The sequence below is a fragment of the Pelomonas sp. SE-A7 genome, assembly GCF_030345705.1.
In the GTDB taxonomy this organism is placed as follows: domain Bacteria; phylum Pseudomonadota; class Gammaproteobacteria; order Burkholderiales; family Burkholderiaceae_C; genus JAUASW01.
In genome coordinates this window covers 1643616-1657695 of the sequence record NZ_JAUASW010000001.1, presented here as the reverse complement: position 1 = coordinate 1657695, position 14080 = coordinate 1643616, and the positions used below count along the sequence as shown (strand labels likewise).

The following is a 14080-nucleotide window of genomic DNA, read 5'->3' as shown; positions in this document are numbered from 1 at the left end:
TCAGGAACCAGCCCAGCGCTGTTCGGCCTTGGCCAGCGAAGCCGGGCTGCTCTTGGCCAGCGAGTGCGAAGTGCCGGCCTGGAGCCGGAAGATCGCCACCGCCTCCAGCAGCCTGGCCGCCTGGGCCTTGAGGCTTTCGCTGGCGGCTGCGCTTTCCTCGACCAGGGCGGCGTTCTGCTGAGTGGCCTTGTCCAGCTGGCTGACCGCCTCGCCGACCTGGGCGATGCCCGAGCTCTGCTCGGTGCTGGCGCTGCTGATCTCGCCGACGATGTCGGCCACGCGCTGCACCGAGGCCACGATGTCGACCATGGTCCTGCCGGCGCGATCGACCAGCTGCGTGCCGTTCTGCACCCGCTCGACCGAGTCGCTGATCAGCGACTTGATCTCCTTGGCCGCCTCGGCACTGCGCTGGGCCAGCGTGCGCACCTCGCCGGCCACGACCGCGAAGCCGCGGCCCTGCTCACCGGCGCGGGCCGCCTCCACCGCGGCATTCAGTGCCAGGATATTGGTCTGGAAGGCAATGCCGTCGATGGTGGCGATGATGTCGGAGATGCGGCGCGAGCTGTCCTCGATGCCGCGCATGGTGCTGACCACCTCGCCCACCACCTGGCCGCCGCTGCGCGCCACCTCGCTGGCGCTCTGGGCCAGCTGATTGGCCTGCTGGGCGCTGTCGGCGTTCTGGCGCACGGTAGCGCCGAGCTGCTCCATGGTGGCCGAGGTCTGCTCCAGCGAACTGGCCTGCTCCTCGGTGCGGGCCGACAGGTCCACCGTGCCCTGCGCGATCTGGGCGCTGGCCGAGGCCACCGATTCGGCGCCGCCGCGCACCGTGCCTACCGTCGCCGCCAGGGCCTGCTGCATGCGCTGCAGCGCGGCCAGCAGCCGGGCGGTCTCGTCGCTGCCATCGAAAGTGATCTGCTGGCTGAGGTCGCCGTCAGCCACGCTGTCGGCCACACGCACCGCCTGTGCCAGCGGCGTGGTGATCATGCGTATCAGGGCCAGCGCCATGACGACGGCCAGGGCCACGGCGCCGACCGAGACCACGACCAGCCAGGTCACGGCCGAGGCGAAGGCCTGCTCGGCATGCAGGCTGGAGGCATCGGCGCCCTTGGCGTTGAAGTCCACCAGGTCCTGCAGCGTCTTGCTGGCCTGCAGATAGGCCTGGCGTGCCTCGCCGCCCTGGATCGCCCGGCCTTCGTCCAGATTGCCGGCGCGCACTGCGGCCACCGCCTTGCCGGCCAGCTCCTGGTAGCGGGCCCATTGGCCGTTGAAGCTCTCGTAAAGGCGTTTCTCTTCGTCCTCGTTGATCAGCGACCTGTAGTCGGTCGAGGCGACCCGCATCTCGTCCTGGGCCTTGGCCATGTTGGCCTCGGCCGTCCGGGCCTGCTCGGGCGTCGTGGCCGCCATGGTCTGCAGCAGGCCGATGCGGTAGTCCGAGGCGCTGGCATCCATCACGCCGGCCAGGCGCACGGCCGGCAGCCAGTTGCCGCTGATCTGGCGCGAGTCGGCCTGCACCAGATGCAGGCGGCTGTAGGCAAACAAGGCCAACAGCATCAGCAGGCCTACCAGCACGGCGAACGCACCGCCCAGCTTGCGGGCGATGCTCAGGTTCTTCAATGACGGCATGTCGACTCCCTGACGAACGAAGAGGGCAGGGCCATCCTCGGGGCAGCCAGCCCGTCGCGCAAGTCAGCGTGTTGCAAACAGGCGCTGTGCGCGCATCAGCTGCAGCTCGCCCCCCAGCGTCACGTTGCGCAGCGGGCCCGCCACCAGCAGGTGTGCCACCCTCTGGCGGCGGGCCTCGCCGCGGTCCGCGTAGAGCAGGGCCCAGCCGGTGATGCCGCCGCGCGGCAGCTCCTGGCTGACGCCTGTTTGCGTGACAAACCAGGCCGGGTCGGCGATGCCGGCGGCCGTGCGTTCGACCAGCCGGTCCAGTCGCGCGCCCTGCAGCGAATACCAGTCCTCGCCGCGACGAGCGGCCAGTTCGGCTATCAGCACCAGGGGCGCCAGCGCGTAGTTGTGATACGCCAGTGCCTTGCCGGCGCGGGCCATTTCCTGCGGCAGGCTGCCGTCGTCGCGGATGTCGGACAAGGCCTCCTCGAACAGGCGGCGGGCCTGGTCGCGCAGGGCGGCATCCTCGCTGACTTCGGCCGTGGCCATCACCGCCAGGCCGACCCAGTAGACATGGTTGTTGCGTGCTGCCTTGCTGTGGCCGATGTGGTCCAGCGCGGCCTTGGCCACCTCGCGCAGCCAGGCCGCGATCTGATTGTGCTGGGCTTCCGAGGCCTGCGGCCTCAGCTTCAGATATGCCAGGCTCAGCGAGGCCAGCGTCCATTTGCGCAGGTACTGGGCCTGGCTGGTGGCGATCTGGCCCAGCATGGCGCGGCCCTCGGCCCAGGCCTGCAACCACTGCAGGGCGCAGGCGCCGGCCGCCGCAGCTTCGGGCCCGCCGGCCAGGACCAGGTCGGCGCGGCGGCTGACCTGGTCGGCGAAATCGGTGAAGGGCTTGGCCGCGGCTTCGTTGCGGGCCTTCAGCACCGGATCGACGATCGAGTAGTTCTTGTCGGTGTAGTAGCCATTTCCCTGCATGTCGCCCAGCGCGGCCGGCGGCGCGGGGCAGGGTGCAGACTGGGCCGGAGCTGCGAACAGCAGGCAGGCCAGCATGGGCGCTAGGGTCAGCTTGGGCATGGCCGCGGCACTCTACACTGGCCCGCCATGCCCAGCTCCACGCCGCTCGCATTCCGTCTGCTCTGGCTGCTGGCCGGCTTCACGGCGCTGGCGACCGGCATCGTGGGCATCTTCGTGCCACTGCTGCCGACCACGCCCTTCGTGCTGCTGGCTGCCTTCTGCTTTGCCCGCGGCAGCACGCGCTGCGAGGCCTGGATCCTCAACCATCGGCGCTTCGGCCCCATGGTGCACAACTGGCGCGAGCGCCGCGCGATTCCCTTGCGGGCCAAGCAGCTGGCCTGGGGGATGATGACCCTGGGCTGCGCCATGGCCGCCTGGCGCTTGCCCCTGGCCTGGGCCTGGCTGCCGGCCGCGATCTGCCTGTGCGTGGCGGTCTGGATGTACCGCCTGCCCAGCCGCTGAGGCGAGCCGAGCAGGGGCCGGGATAATCGAGGCCATGGATTCCAAGCAAGCTTTCTCCACCCTGCCGCTGTCTGCCGCGATGCAGGCCAACCTGGTCCAGCTGGGCTTCACCGAGATGACGGCGATCCAGGCCCTGAGCCTGCCGCCCGCGCTGGCGGGCCGCGACCTGATCGCCCAGGCCCAGACCGGCAGCGGCAAGACCGTGGCCTTCGGCCTGGCGCTGATGCACAGGCTGGATGCCGCCGTGCTCAGGCCGCAGTCGCTGGTGTTGTGCCCCACGCGCGAGCTGGCCGACCAGGTGGCCGAGGTGCTGCGCCAGCTGGCCCGCGCGGCCGACAACATCAAGGTGCTGACGCTGTGCGGCGGCGTGCCCATGCGCAACCAGATCGCCAGCCTGCAGTTCGGTGCCCATGTGCTGGTCGGCACGCCGGGGCGCATCCTCGACCATCTGCAGCGCGGCACGCTGGACCTGGCGGCGCTCAATACCCTGGTGCTGGACGAGGCCGACCGCATGCTGGACATGGGCTTCGTCGACGACATCGCTGCCGTGGCCAAGGCCGCCCCCAAGAACCGCCAGACCTTGCTGTTCTCGGCCACCTGGCCCGAGGGCGTGGCCGGCCTGGCCGGCCGCTTCCTGCGCGATCCGCAGACGGTCAAGGCCGAGGCCGCCGCCGCGCCGCGCCAGATCCGCCAGCTCAACTACGAAGTGGCCGAGATCGAGCGGCTGGATGCGGTCTCGCGCGTGCTCTTGCATTACCGCCCGTCGCGCACGATTGCCTTCTGCAACACCCGCCAGCAATGCCGTGACCTGGTGGCCGTGCTGCAGGCCCAGGGCATCGTGGCCCTGGCCTTGCACGGTGAGCTGGAGCAGCGCGAGCGAGACCAGGTGCTGATCCAGTTCGAGGGCAGCAGCTGCTCGGTGCTGGTGGCCACCGACGTGGCGGCGCGCGGCCTGGACATCGCCGAGCTGGAATGCGTGATCAACGTCGACATCGCCGCTGATGCCGAGAGCCATGTGCATCGCATTGGCCGCACCGGCCGCGCCGGCGCCGAGGGCCTGGCCCTGAACCTGGCCAGCGTGGACGAGATGGGCCGCATAGGCCGCATCGAGCAGCTGCTGGGTCAGGAGCTGAAGTGGCAGCCACTCGCCTCGCTGCAGCCGGCCTCCAAGGAGCCGCTGCTGCCGGCCATGGACACCTTGCAGATCCTGGGCGGCAAGAAGGACAAGATCCGCCGCGGCGACATCCTGGGCGCGCTGACCGGCGAGGCCGGCTTCGAAGGCGCGCAGATCGGCAAGATCCACGTCACCGATTTCCACAGCTATGTGGCGGTGAAGCGCGAGCTGGCGCCGGAAGTCGTGCGTCGGCTTTCGGCCGGCAAGCTCAAGGGCCGCAAGGTCAAGGTGCGACGGCTGGCCGATCTGGCACCCCTCGACTGAAGGGGGCTCGGTCCCCCGGGCTCGGGGTTGAATCGTTGCAGGGGGACAAAGCTGCGTCTTATTGCACGCTGGCTTTTGCGAATGCCTCCTACGCTTGATCACAAGAGGCACTGATTGCCCAGAGGGGCCCATCATGGAAAGCACGTCGGTCAAGGGACTTTCGATTCACGCCGCAGGCCACTACGAGCTGCGCTTCCAGTCGCTCTATCACGCGGGACGGGCCCTGGCCTTTCCCTGTGACGAGCAAGGCCATGTGCCGCTGGACGACCTCAGCCCGCGGGCGTTGGAGAACTATCTGTTCGCCCGTGCCGTGGTCGGCGACGAATACGCCTCGCCGGTGGTGCAGGCGTGCGCTGACTGAATCTGACTGAAGTCATCGGGTGAGGTCCGCATGGCCGCGGGGCGGGTCTGCCCTTAGCATGCGGCATGCGCAAACACCCGACCCTCCGACCGCTGCTGCTGGCCGCCATGCTGGCCGCCGCCGGCCTCCCCTCCGCCGCTGCTGCAGCCCCCGCGGAACCCGAACTGACCCTGGATCGCATCTTTGCCGATCCGCCGCTGACAGGCCGCATGCCGCGTGCCGCCAGCGTTTCGCCGGCCGGCCAGTGGCTGACCTTCTTGCGTCCTTCGGAGAGCGACAGCGAGGTCATGGAGCTGTGGGGCCAGCCGCTGCCCGCCGGCAAGCCGCGCCGCCTGCTCGCCATGTCGGACCTGATTGGCCAGGCCAAGGCGCAACTGACCGAGGCCGAGAAGATGGCCCTGGAACGCCGCCGCATCAGCGGCAGCGGCATCCTCTCGTACCAGTGGTGCGGCGAGGACGACAAGCGCCTCTTGGTGCCCATGTCCGGCGCGCTGTACGCCGTGGAGCTGAGCGGCGAGGCCGCGCCCAAGTCGCGCAAGCTGACCGAAGGCGGCGGCGAGCCCGCCCGCGAGCCGCAGTGCGACAAGGCCGGCCGCCAGGTCGCCTTCGTGCAAGGTGGCGACCTCTATGTGCAGTCGCTGGCCGAGGGCGCTGCCAAGCGCCTGACCCAGACCGGCAGCAAGACCGTGAGCACCGGCCTCGCGGAGTTCATCGCCGAGGAAGAACTGGACCGCCACAAGGGCTTCTGGTGGTCGCCCGACGGCCAGTCGCTGCTGGCCATCGAGGTGGACGAGAGCCCGGTGCCCATCAAGGTCCGTGCCCAGATCTTTGCCGACCGCACGGCCATGACCGAGCAGCGCTATCCCGGCGCCGGCCAGCCCAATGCCAAGACCCGCGCCCTGCGCATCGACCTGGCCGACGGCCGCATCACCCCGCTGCCGCTGCCCAGCGAGGCCGAGTACATCGCCCGCGCCGGCTGGTTTGCCGACGGCAAGCCCTGGCTGCAGTGGCTGACCCGCGACCAGACCCGCCTGGACCTGGTCGAGTTCAACGGCAACGCCGCCCGCACCGTGCTGTCCGAGCGCGATCCGGCCTGGGTCGAGCTGCACAACGACCTGCGCGAGCTGCCGGCCCACAAGCTCTCGGGCCAACCGGCCCTGCTGTGGTCCAGCGAGCGCAGCGGCCGCCGCCAGCTGTGGCTGCTGGACCGCGTCAGCGGCGCTATCAAGCAGCTGACCCAGCAGGCCGAGACGGTTACCAACGTGGTCTGCGCCGCCGGCCAGCGCATCGTGTTCGCAGGCGCCACCGAGCGTGGCCGCGGCCAGGAGCTGTTCGAGACCGACCTGAACGGCAAGACCCGGATGATCGAGACCGGCCAGCCGCGCCGCTGGCGTTCGGCCTCGGGCGACGGCGCCTGCAAGAGCCTCTTGATGAGCGAATCGAGCTGGGGCGTCCCGGCCACCAGCCGGGTGGTCTCGCTGGACGGCAAGGCCGCGCCCATCGCCGTCGAAGGCGGCGTGCCGGATCCGATGCTGGCCCGCCTGGTGCCGCAGCAGCAGGTGCTGGACATCATCTCGGCCGACGGCAAGACGCCGCTCAACGCCACCTACTCGCCGCCGCTCAAGCCCAGCGCCACGGGCAAGAACCCGGTGATCGTGCAGGCCTATGGCGGCCCGCATGGCGCTTCGGTCGGCTGGCGCTTTTCGGGCGGCATGCTGATGGAAGCCTACTGGCAGCGCCTGGGCTTTGGCGTGATGACGGTGGACACCCGCGGCATGGCCCATCGCGACCGCGACTTCACACATGCGCATTACCGCGCCATCGGCAAGATCGAGGTGGCCGACCTGTTCGCCGCCGTGCGCCAGCTGCCCAAGCTGGTGCCCAGCGTGGACCCGGCCCGCATAGGCTTCACCGGCTGGTCCTACGGCGGCTTCCTGGCCGCGCGTTCGATGATGGACGAGGACACGCCGTTCGCCGCCGCCTATGCCGGCGCGCCGCCGACCGACTGGACGCTGTACGACACGGCCTACACCGAGCGCTACCTGGGCGTGGACACGCAGGGCGGCAAGGCCCCGGCCTATGCCGAGGCCAACCTGATCCCGCGCGCCAAGTTCCTCAGCAAGCCGCTGATGCTGGTGCATGGCACGGCCGACGACAACGTGTTGTTCGAGAACTCGCTGAAGCTGATCGAGGCCCTGCAGAACGAAGGCAAGATCTTCGAGACCACGATCTACCCGGGCAAGGCCCATGGCATCGCCGGCCGCAAGTCGCGCCTGCATGCGGCCCGCAACCAGACGGACTTCTTCGTCCGCCACCTGAAGCCCTGATCGGCATTCGCTGATCATTGAAACGGCGCCCGAGGGCGCCGTTTTTCATTCTTGTTAGGCCTCGCCCAGCCGCTCGACCAGGAACTCCACGGCCGCCCGCACCTTGGGGATGCGGTAGCGGGTCTGCAGGTAGAGCAGGTAGATGCCAAGGTCGCCGCCGCGTCCCACCGACACCGGCTGGTCCAGGGCCACACGCACGAGCTCGCCGCGCTCCAGCGCGGTCTTCAAGCCCCATTCCGACAGCAGGACCAGGCCCTGATGCCGGCAGGCCATGGCGATCAGGCTGGCGCCGTCGTTGCTGATGAAGGCCGGCGCAATGGCGATCTCGTGCCAGCCGTCCTCCTCATCGCGCCCCTGCCACTTGATCACGGCGCTGGGGCCGCGGTACATCAGCGCCCGGTGCTTCTCCAGGTCCTGCAGCGTGCGCGGCGTGCCCATGCGTTTCAGGTATTTGCGCGAGGCCGCCAGCACGAAGCGGTTCGGGTCCAGCTTGCGGGCGACGACCCGGTCCTGCGGCTGGCGGCCACCGCGGATCGCGATGTCGATCTGGTCGCGGCCCAGGTCCACCAGGGCGTCGCTGAGGTGCACGTCCAGCACGATTTCCGGATAGCGCTCGCCGAAGTCCTGCAGGGCCGGCATCAGCAAGGCCTGGCCATAGCCGGGCATGGCGCTGATGCGCAGCGTGCCGCCGGGCTTGCTGCTGCGCTGGCCGACCAGTTCGTCCGCATCCTTCAGCTGGGCCAGGCCGGGCCGCACCTGCTCCAGGTATTGCGCGCCCAGCTCGGTCAGCCGCACGGTCCGGGTGGTGCGGTGCAGGAGCTGCACGCCAAGGGCCGATTCCAGGTCGGCGATGCGGCGCGAGATCGAGGAGGCCGGCACGCCGAAGGCGCGGGCCGCGCGCGAGAAGCTCAGGCCGTCGGCCACGGCCAGCAGGTATTGCAGTGCGCGCAGCTTGTCCATGCGGGGTCTCTCGTCGGGTGATCTTTGTCGTAAAGGCAAAAGAATTTGCCGAATACGACGGATTCTGCTCCGAGAAGGGTTTGCCTAGCATTCGGTCATCGCAGCAACAACGCCGAAGCCGGCACGAAGGAAGCCCCATGACAAGCATGCTCAAAGCCCTGTACAGCGAACGCGGCCCGGTGCCGCAGGCCGTGATCGAGGCCGTGCCCTTCGAGCGCCCGCAGCTGGCCCCGGGCCAGGCCCTGGTGGCCGTGCTGGCCGCGCCCATCAACCCCAGCGACGTGCTGACCCTGACCGGCCAGTACGGCCTGCTGCCGCCGCTGCCGGCGGTGGGCGGTAGCGAGGGCGTGGGCCGTGTCGTCGAGCTGGGCCCGGACACCCAAGGCCCGGCCATTGGCCAGACCGTGCTGCTGCCCGCCGGCTCCGGCACCTGGACCACCCACCTGGTCGCCCCGGCCGCGCGCCTGATCCCGCTGCCCAATGGCGCGGACCCCAAGCAGCTGGCCATGCTGACCGTCAACCCGCCGACCGCCTCGCTGCTGCTCAGCGACTTCGCCACGCTGCAGCCGGGCGACTGGGTGATTCAGAACAGCGCCAATTCGGGCGTGGGCAGCTATGTGGTGCAGCTGGCCAAGCTGCGTGGCCTGAAGACGGTCAACATCGTGCGCCGCGACTCGGCCGTGGCCGGTGTGCAGGCCCAGGGTGGGGACGTGGTTCTGGTGGATGGCGACGATCTGGCCGATCGCGTCAAGGCGGCCACCAACGGTGCGCCCATCAAGCTGGGCATTGATGCCGTCGGCGGCAAGGCCACGATGCGGCTGGCCGCCACGCTGGCGGAGAGCGCCGTGGTCGTCAACTACGGCGCCCTGAGCGGCGAGCCCTGCATAGTCTCGCCGCGCGAGCTGGTGTTCCGCGACGTGACCCTGAAGGGCTTCTGGCTGGCGCGCTGGTACCGCGTGACGCCGCAGGCGCAGCAGGCAGCGCTGCTGGGCGAGCTGGCCGGCCTGATCGCCGCCGGCAAGCTGAGTGCGCCGGTGCAGGCCACCTATGACGTGGCCCAGATCAAGGAAGCGGTCGCGGCGGCTGCGTCCGGCGAACGCCAGGGCAAGATCCTGGTCGTGCCGAACGCGCTCTGATCTGCCTTATTTGCCGAAGCTGTCGCGCAGGCCGGTGATCTTGTTGAACACCGGCTTGCCGGCCTGGTGATCGATGCGGTCGGCCACGAAGTAGCCGTGGCGCTCGAACTGGAACTTCGTGTCCGCAGCCACCGAGGCCAGCGAAGGTTCCAGATAGGCCGTCACTATCTTCTTGCTGCCCGGGTTCAGGACCTCGAGGAAATCGCGGCCGCCGGCATCGGGCTGCTCTTCGGTGAACAAGCGGTCGTAGAGGCGTACTTCGGCGGCGATGGCTTCATGCACGCCGACCCAGGTGATCACGCCCTTGACCTTGATCGCATCGGCGCCCGGCGTGCCGCTCTTGGTGTCGGGCACGATGCTGGCCAGCACGGCCGTGATGTTGCCCGCCTCGTCCTTCTCGCAGCCGGTGCACTCGATCACGTGGCCGTACTTCAGGCGGGTCTTGTTGCCGGGGAACAGACGCTGGTAGCCCTTGACCGGCACCTCCATGAAGTCCTCGCGCTCAATCCAGAGCTCGGGGCCGAAGCTGAAGGCGCGGGCGCCCAGCTCGGGCTGGTGCGGATGCACCGGCGCGCTGCAGGCATCAAGGTGGTCGAGGCTGCCGAAGATCTCGGCGTAGTTCGTCAGCTTGAGCTTGAGCGGCTCCAGCACGGCGCAGGCGCGGGCCGCCTTGGCATCGAGGTCGGCGCGCAGATAGCCGTCCAGCACCGAGTAGTCCAGCCAGGCATTGGTCTTGGTCACGCCGGTGGACTCGACCATGGCGCGCACAGCCTCGGGCGTGTAGCCGCGGCGGCGCATGCCGACCAGGGTGGGCATGCGCGGGTCGTCCCAGCCATTCACATGCTTCTCGTCCACCAGCTGCTTGAGCTTGCGCTTGCTGGTGACCACGTAGCTGAGGTTGAAGCGGCCGAACTCGTATTGGTGCGGCAGCGGGCGGGCCAGCAGGCCGCCATCGGCGAGCGCGTTCAGGAGCCAGTCGTAGAACGGGCGCTGGTCTTCGAACTCCAGTGTGCACAGGCTGTGCGTGATGCGCTCCAGCGCGTCCTCGATCGGATGCGCGAAGGTGTACATCGGATAGATGCACCACTGGTCGCCGGTGTTGTGGTGGGTGGCGCGGCGGATGCGGTACAGGGCAGGGTCACGCATATTGATGTTGGGCGAGGCCATGTCGATCCTGGCGCGCAGGATCATGGCGCCGTCGGCATGCTTGCCGTCGCGCATCTCGCGGAAGCGGGCCAGGTTCTCAGCCGGCATGCGGGCGCGGAAGGGGCTGTCCTTGCCCGGCGTGGTGAAGTCGCCGCGGTTGGCGCGCATCTCTTCCGGCGTCTGCTCGTCCACATAGGCCAGGCCCTGCTCGATCAGGTACTCGGCCGCGCGGTACATGAAGTCGAAGTAGTTGCTGGCGAAGAACAGGTGCGAGGTGCCGCCGGTGTCCCAATCCCAGCCCAGCCAGGCGACCATTTCCTTGATCGCGTCGACGTATTCCTGCTCTTCCTTCTCCGGATTGGTGTCGTCGAAGCGCAGGTGGCAAATACCACCGTAGTCACGCGCCAGGCCGAAGTTCAGGCAGATGCTCTTGGCATGGCCGATGTGCAGGTAGCCGTTGGGCTCGGGCGGGAAGCGGGTGCGGATCCTGGCCGGGTCGAGCTGGCCGGCCTCGTGGTGCGCCGCGTCGCCGGGCGTGCCGGCGAACTTGCGGCCCTGGGTCAAGCCGGCTTCCAGATCGCGCTCGATGATGGCGCGCAGGAAATTGTTGGACTTGAGGGCCTCGTTGGCGTCGGGATGGGAGTTGGGCGCGGACATCGGCTATGGAAGCACGGCGCTGGAGGCCGTGTCATGGAAAGTCGGAACGCGCGATTTTATCGGTGCCGATCAGCGGCCGGGCGCGGCGGCCTGGCCGGGCCCCGGCTGGGTCCTGAGCAGCTTCTTCTTCAGGAGGCCGTCGGCATCGAACTTCAGCTGCAATTCCAGGCCGCGGATCTGCTCGTAGCTGACGAAATCATGCGGCGAGAGTTGCGAGGACAGGCTGCGCGCCTGGTCGGGCACGAACAGATGCCAGATCTGCTGGCCGTCGTCGAAGCTCATGATGCGGGCCTTGGGCAGCCAGGCGCGGGCCTGCTCGATGCGGGTCTGGCCGGGCACCAGGCGCTCGGCCATGGCCTGCAGATCCTGGGCGGCGGCCAGTCGCGCGGCCGGCGTGGCCGGCGCGTCGGCATCGGCGCGGGTCGGGATCAAGCTGCAGCCAGCCAGCAGCGAGCAGAGCAGCAGCCAGCCGTACCAGGCGGGAATCCAGCGGCGGCTCATCGGGCCTGCTCCTGTTCGTCGTCGTATTCGATCTCCACCCGGGTCTCGTTGGACCAGCTCATGTCGTGCAAGGGCAGACGGATCATGTGCTGGCGCAGATGGCTGGGCCAGTCGAGCGAGCCGGCGATCGCCTGGTTGCCGGTGGCGTCGCCGCTGCCGTGCAGGAACACATAGGGCAGGGGCCAGCGGCGCGGGCCATCCACCAGGGCGACGGCCCAGACCGGCTTGTCGAGCAAGATGCTGTTGTAGGCGCCCGAGAGCTGGCCGCTGCATTCCGTGTCGCCGCCGACCTGTCCGGTGACCGCCCTCATCATCCAGCGCACCGGAGCGGTCGCCACCGCCAGCACCGGCGGCAGGCCTCGGGCCAGGCCGGATGTCCAGGACAGCTTGCATTGCAGCCTCAGGTCGCCGAGGCGCCGCACGTTGGACGGCAGGCCGGGCGTTCGCACATCGGGCCGCCAGGCCGCCTTGCCGTCGCGCAGCAGGCTGCGGACCTCGGTGTCGCCGGGCAGGTCCAGCCAGGCCGGATCCCAGGCGAAGCGCTGCAGCTCGTCGATTTCAATCGGGCGTGGGCCCTGCGGCGTCTGCAAGGCCAGCTGCAGCCGCTCGGCATCGCTGGCGCGCTGGCGGGGCATGACCTTGAAGCGCAGTTCCGCGTTGGGCGCCCAGCTGGCCTTGAGTCGCTCGAAGTCGGCCAGGGCCTGGGCAAACTGGCTCAGGGTCTTGCGCTCGCGCTCGGCGGTCGAAACGCCCTGGACGCTGACGCTGCCCAGCGTCTCGGTCGGCTTGCCCTGGGTGGGCGGCGAGCCCTGCTGAGCCGCAGCTGCCAGGCTCAGCAGGCTGGCGCAGGCGGCCAGCCCGATTCGCAGGCGCGGGCTCATGGGGCCAAAGGGTACGGCTCGCTGGAGGATTGGAAGAACATGGCTCGAGCTGGATGTGTCATCACGGTGGCGCTGCGCAGGCCGCGGGGCCTGGAAGCGGGCGCCAGTATGCCAGTCGGTCCTTGCATCAGCGCTGCTGACGGCGCTTGATGGCCTCGACTTCCTTGTCCATCAGGTGCTGGCGCAGGTCGCCACCCTGCAGCGAGATGAAGGTCACCAGGCCGTGGATGGCGAGGCCGATGCCCCAGGGGATCATGGGGATGAAATGCCAGCGGTGGTGGCCGAAGCTGCCGTTGCTCCAGTCGCCCATGTTGTTGAGCGCATAGAGCCCCAGGTTGACGACCACATAGACCAGGGCATGGGTGTAGAAGCCCATCTTCTGGTCCACGCGGCGCTTGGCCAGCTTCTGGATCTCGTCGTCGGCGCCGGTGCCGGCATTGTTCATGTCGCTCATGGCTTGCTGCTCCTGTTGGGAATGGAGCGGATTCTGCAGGCGGATCGCCTCGCCGACCCCGGCCTTGTGATGAATCGACAGCCGAGGGCGCCAGAAGCGAGGGCAGGGCGCGGGTGGCGGTGGCCAGCGCGCACCTGCCGACCCAAGCCCGCGCGCTGGCCGCGACCTTGCCGAATGGCTGTCACCCGGTCGCGCCGTCCTGCAGTTCGCGGCCGACAAAGTCCAGAAAGGCCGTGACCTTTCTGGGCACGAAGCGCTGGTGCGCCATGACGCCGAAGACATTCAAGGGCCTGGGGCGGTGTGCCGGCAACTGCTCCACCAATTGGCCGCTGGCGAGCAGGTCGTCCACCACGAAGGCGGGCGCCAGCGTGATGCCCAGGCCGGCCAGCAGCATCTCGCGCAGCAGCACGCTGTTGTTGACCCGGCAAAAGCCCCGCACCGACAGGGCAACGCCACCGCTGAAAGGCCATTCAACCGGGCCGCCATCCTGTGAATAGACCAGGCAGGCGTGGTCGGCGAGGTCCTGCGGCTGGCGCAGCGGCGGGCCACCGTCCACATAGGTCGGCGAGGCCAACAGCAGGCGCTGCACCTGGCCCAGTCGCCGCGCCACCAGGCTCGAATCGGGCAGTTGCGTGGCGATGCGGATCGCGCAATCAAAGCCCTCCTGGACCAGGTCGACGTAACGGTCGTTCAGCACCAGGTCCAGTTCGATCTCCGGATGGCGGCGCATGAAGGCCGGCAGCCGTGCGGCCAGCCAGGCGATGGCGAACGAGGTCGGCAGCGACACCTTGAGCCGCCCGACCGGCGCACCGGCACCGCTGTGCACCGCTTCGATAGCGACGTCCAGTTCGTCCAGGATGCGCACCGCATCGGCATAGAAGGCCGCGCCCTCGCTGCTGATGCTGACCTTGCGCGTGGTCCGGTTCAGCAGTCGCACGCCCAGGTCGGCCTCCAGCTGGGCCACCAGCTTGCTGATGCTGCTGCCGGTGGTCTCCAGGCTGCGCGCCGCAGCACCGAAGGATTGCAGCTCGACGACGCGGCGAAAGGCTTGCAGGGCGGGCAGGCTGGGACGCTTCATGGCTTTTGATTCCGATCTGGAAGCTATCAATTTCCAATCGACGAGTATCGATTC

At 69.0% G+C, this 14080-nt stretch carries 13 protein-coding genes; 5 read left to right on the top strand and 8 right to left on the bottom strand.

Translation table 11 applies throughout. The features are described from left to right. Both QT382_RS07535 and QT382_RS07530 read right to left on the bottom strand, forming a co-directional pair. A complete protein-coding gene (locus QT382_RS07535) occupies window positions 1–1623 on the bottom strand; it encodes a methyl-accepting chemotaxis protein (RefSeq protein WP_289253415.1) in 1623 nt (540 codons plus the stop codon). A gap of 63 nt (window positions 1624–1686) precedes the next feature. Further along, window positions 1687–2685 carry an alginate lyase family protein gene (locus tag QT382_RS07530; protein WP_289253414.1) on the bottom strand — a complete coding sequence of 333 codons (999 nt, stop codon included), beginning with the start codon at window positions 2683–2685 and terminating at the stop codon, window positions 1687–1689. A gap of 27 nt (window positions 2686–2712) precedes the next feature. Here QT382_RS07530 and QT382_RS07525 point away from each other — a divergent pair, with 27 nt between their 5' ends. The 4 genes from QT382_RS07525 (at window position 2713) to QT382_RS07510 (ending at window position 7213) form a co-directional block, all read left to right on the top strand. Beyond that, window positions 2713–3087, top strand: coding sequence for a YbaN family protein (locus tag QT382_RS07525; protein WP_289253413.1), 375 nt, complete (start codon window positions 2713–2715; stop codon window positions 3085–3087). A gap of 34 nt (window positions 3088–3121) precedes the next feature. Then, entirely contained in the window at window positions 3122–4525 is a 1404-nt protein-coding gene (gene dbpA, locus QT382_RS07520) for an ATP-dependent RNA helicase DbpA (RefSeq protein WP_289253412.1), read from the top strand. Between the two features lie 133 nt (window positions 4526–4658). Further along, window positions 4659–4886: a hypothetical protein gene (locus QT382_RS07515; protein ID WP_289253411.1), complete on the top strand. Its 228-nt coding sequence runs from the start codon at window positions 4659–4661 to the stop codon at window positions 4884–4886. A gap of 65 nt (window positions 4887–4951) precedes the next feature. After that, window positions 4952–7213: a S9 family peptidase gene (locus tag QT382_RS07510; RefSeq protein WP_289253410.1), complete on the top strand. Its 2262-nt coding sequence runs from the start codon at window positions 4952–4954 to the stop codon at window positions 7211–7213. Between the two features lie 54 nt (window positions 7214–7267). Here the strand turns inward: QT382_RS07510 and QT382_RS07505 are convergent, their stop codons facing one another. Then, window positions 7268–8173 (bottom strand): LysR family transcriptional regulator, encoded by a 906-nt coding sequence (locus QT382_RS07505; RefSeq protein WP_289253409.1) that lies wholly within the window; start codon window positions 8171–8173, stop codon window positions 7268–7270. A 146-nt stretch (window positions 8174–8319) separates the two neighbouring features. Here QT382_RS07505 and QT382_RS07500 point away from each other — a divergent pair, with 146 nt between their 5' ends. After that, the gene (locus QT382_RS07500) at window positions 8320–9309 is read left to right on the top strand and encodes a zinc-dependent alcohol dehydrogenase family protein (RefSeq protein WP_289253408.1); all 990 of its coding nucleotides are present in this window, start codon (window positions 8320–8322) and stop codon (window positions 9307–9309) included. Window positions 9310–9315: 6 nt separating this feature from the next. Here the strand turns inward: QT382_RS07500 and QT382_RS07495 are convergent, their stop codons facing one another. The 5 genes from QT382_RS07495 to QT382_RS07475 form a co-directional block, all read right to left on the bottom strand. Further along, window positions 9316–11112, bottom strand: a complete 1797-nt coding sequence (locus tag QT382_RS07495; RefSeq protein ID WP_289253407.1) for a glutamine--tRNA ligase/YqeY domain fusion protein — start codon at window positions 11110–11112, stop codon at window positions 9316–9318. A gap of 69 nt (window positions 11113–11181) precedes the next feature. Then, complete coding sequence (locus QT382_RS07490; RefSeq protein WP_289253406.1) at window positions 11182–11613, bottom strand: hypothetical protein; 432 nt, start codon at window positions 11611–11613, stop codon at window positions 11182–11184. Continuing rightward, window positions 11610–12494, bottom strand: coding sequence for a hypothetical protein (locus tag QT382_RS07485; RefSeq protein WP_289253405.1), 885 nt, complete (start codon window positions 12492–12494; stop codon window positions 11610–11612). Before QT382_RS07485 ends, QT382_RS07490 begins: the two co-directional genes overlap by 4 nt. 127 nt (window positions 12495–12621) lie before the next feature. Continuing rightward, window positions 12622–12948: a 2TM domain-containing protein gene (locus tag QT382_RS07480; protein ID WP_289253404.1), complete on the bottom strand. Its 327-nt coding sequence runs from the start codon at window positions 12946–12948 to the stop codon at window positions 12622–12624. 181 nt (window positions 12949–13129) lie between these two features. Beyond that, window positions 13130–14026, bottom strand: a complete 897-nt coding sequence (locus QT382_RS07475) for a LysR family transcriptional regulator (RefSeq protein ID WP_289253403.1) — start codon at window positions 14024–14026, stop codon at window positions 13130–13132. Window positions 14027–14080 lie beyond the last annotated feature (54 nt).

Bases quoted from the DNA above. Each gene is read 5' to 3' on its own strand.
- QT382_RS07490 (WP_289253406.1), bottom strand. From the start codon at position 11,613: ATGAGCCGCCGCTGGATTCCCGCCTGGTACGGCTGGCTGCTGCTCTGC.
- dbpA (WP_289253412.1), top strand. From the start codon at position 3,122: ATGGATTCCAAGCAAGCTTTCTCCACCCTGCCGCTGTCTGCCGCGATG.
- QT382_RS07485 (WP_289253405.1), bottom strand. From the start codon at position 12,494: ATGAGCCCGCGCCTGCGAATCGGGCTGGCCGCCTGCGCCAGCCTGCTG.
- QT382_RS07515 (WP_289253411.1), top strand. From the start codon at position 4,659: ATGGAAAGCACGTCGGTCAAGGGACTTTCGATTCACGCCGCAGGCCAC.
- QT382_RS07475 (WP_289253403.1), bottom strand. From the start codon at position 14,026: ATGAAGCGTCCCAGCCTGCCCGCCCTGCAAGCCTTTCGCCGCGTCGTC.
- QT382_RS07525 (WP_289253413.1), top strand. From the start codon at position 2,713: ATGCCCAGCTCCACGCCGCTCGCATTCCGTCTGCTCTGGCTGCTGGCC.
- QT382_RS07480 (WP_289253404.1), bottom strand. From the start codon at position 12,948: ATGAGCGACATGAACAATGCCGGCACCGGCGCCGACGACGAGATCCAG.
- QT382_RS07530 (WP_289253414.1), bottom strand. From the start codon at position 2,685: ATGCCCAAGCTGACCCTAGCGCCCATGCTGGCCTGCCTGCTGTTCGCA.
- QT382_RS07500 (WP_289253408.1), top strand. From the start codon at position 8,320: ATGCTCAAAGCCCTGTACAGCGAACGCGGCCCGGTGCCGCAGGCCGTG.
- QT382_RS07495 (WP_289253407.1), bottom strand. From the start codon at position 11,112: ATGTCCGCGCCCAACTCCCATCCCGACGCCAACGAGGCCCTCAAGTCC.
- QT382_RS07535 (WP_289253415.1), bottom strand. From the start codon at position 1,623: ATGCCGTCATTGAAGAACCTGAGCATCGCCCGCAAGCTGGGCGGTGCG.
- QT382_RS07505 (WP_289253409.1), bottom strand. From the start codon at position 8,173: ATGGACAAGCTGCGCGCACTGCAATACCTGCTGGCCGTGGCCGACGGC.
- QT382_RS07510 (WP_289253410.1), top strand. From the start codon at position 4,952: ATGCGCAAACACCCGACCCTCCGACCGCTGCTGCTGGCCGCCATGCTG.